Raw genomic sequence first — 619 nt, forward strand, 5'->3', positions numbered from 1 at the left:
CCGTTACGAAGTGCCGCTGCTAAACGTGTCCGTGATCGTTCAACCGTCGCAAGCCCGCTCTGCGGGAAGCGCTGCTTGAACTCGAGTAGGGACGCTTGTAGGTTGCCGGCCGAAAGTGATGTGCAGAAACCGACGCTCAGACGGCCGGTTTCGCTGTTGTGAACGGATCGCGCGGTTGCGATGAGTGCGCCGAATTCCTCCAGGACGGTCCTGGCCAACCGAAGAACGTCGCGTCCATGCCGCGTTGGGCGGACACCTCCGCTGAAGCGCTCGAAGATTGGAATGCCCAAGTGGTGCTCAAACTCGCTGATTCTCCGGCTGAGGCTCGATTGTTGCGATCCCAGCAACTCGGCGGCCCCACGAAAGCTTCCGCAATCGCCGGCAGCCACCGCCGATCTTAGGTGCTTCAGTTCCACGGCTTTGTGGGCTTGAAGCGAAGGATTTCGTCCGCGGGAATTGCGCATCTTGAGGAACGAGCGAGAGTGGCTGCCGGCTTAGTGCGCAGCCATGTTGAACCCTTCGGACTGCTCGAATGCCTACGCGGCGGCTCGGACGACAGGCGCCCAGAGCACTGGACCTGAGATCTGCCCCGCCTGACGGATCCGTTCCAACGCATCCG

The 619-nt window shown here is 61.6% G+C and carries 1 protein-coding gene; it reads right to left on the minus strand.

From position 1 onward, the window contains the following. On the minus strand, positions 1-464 hold a 464-nt coding region (locus tag IVB36_RS27960), incomplete at its 3' end, for a LysR family transcriptional regulator (RefSeq protein WP_247393814.1). Positions 465-619 lie beyond the last annotated feature (155 nt).

The organism is Bradyrhizobium sp. 35 (assembly GCF_023073215.1).
Lineage (GTDB): Bacteria > Pseudomonadota > Alphaproteobacteria > Rhizobiales > Xanthobacteraceae > Bradyrhizobium > Bradyrhizobium canariense_D.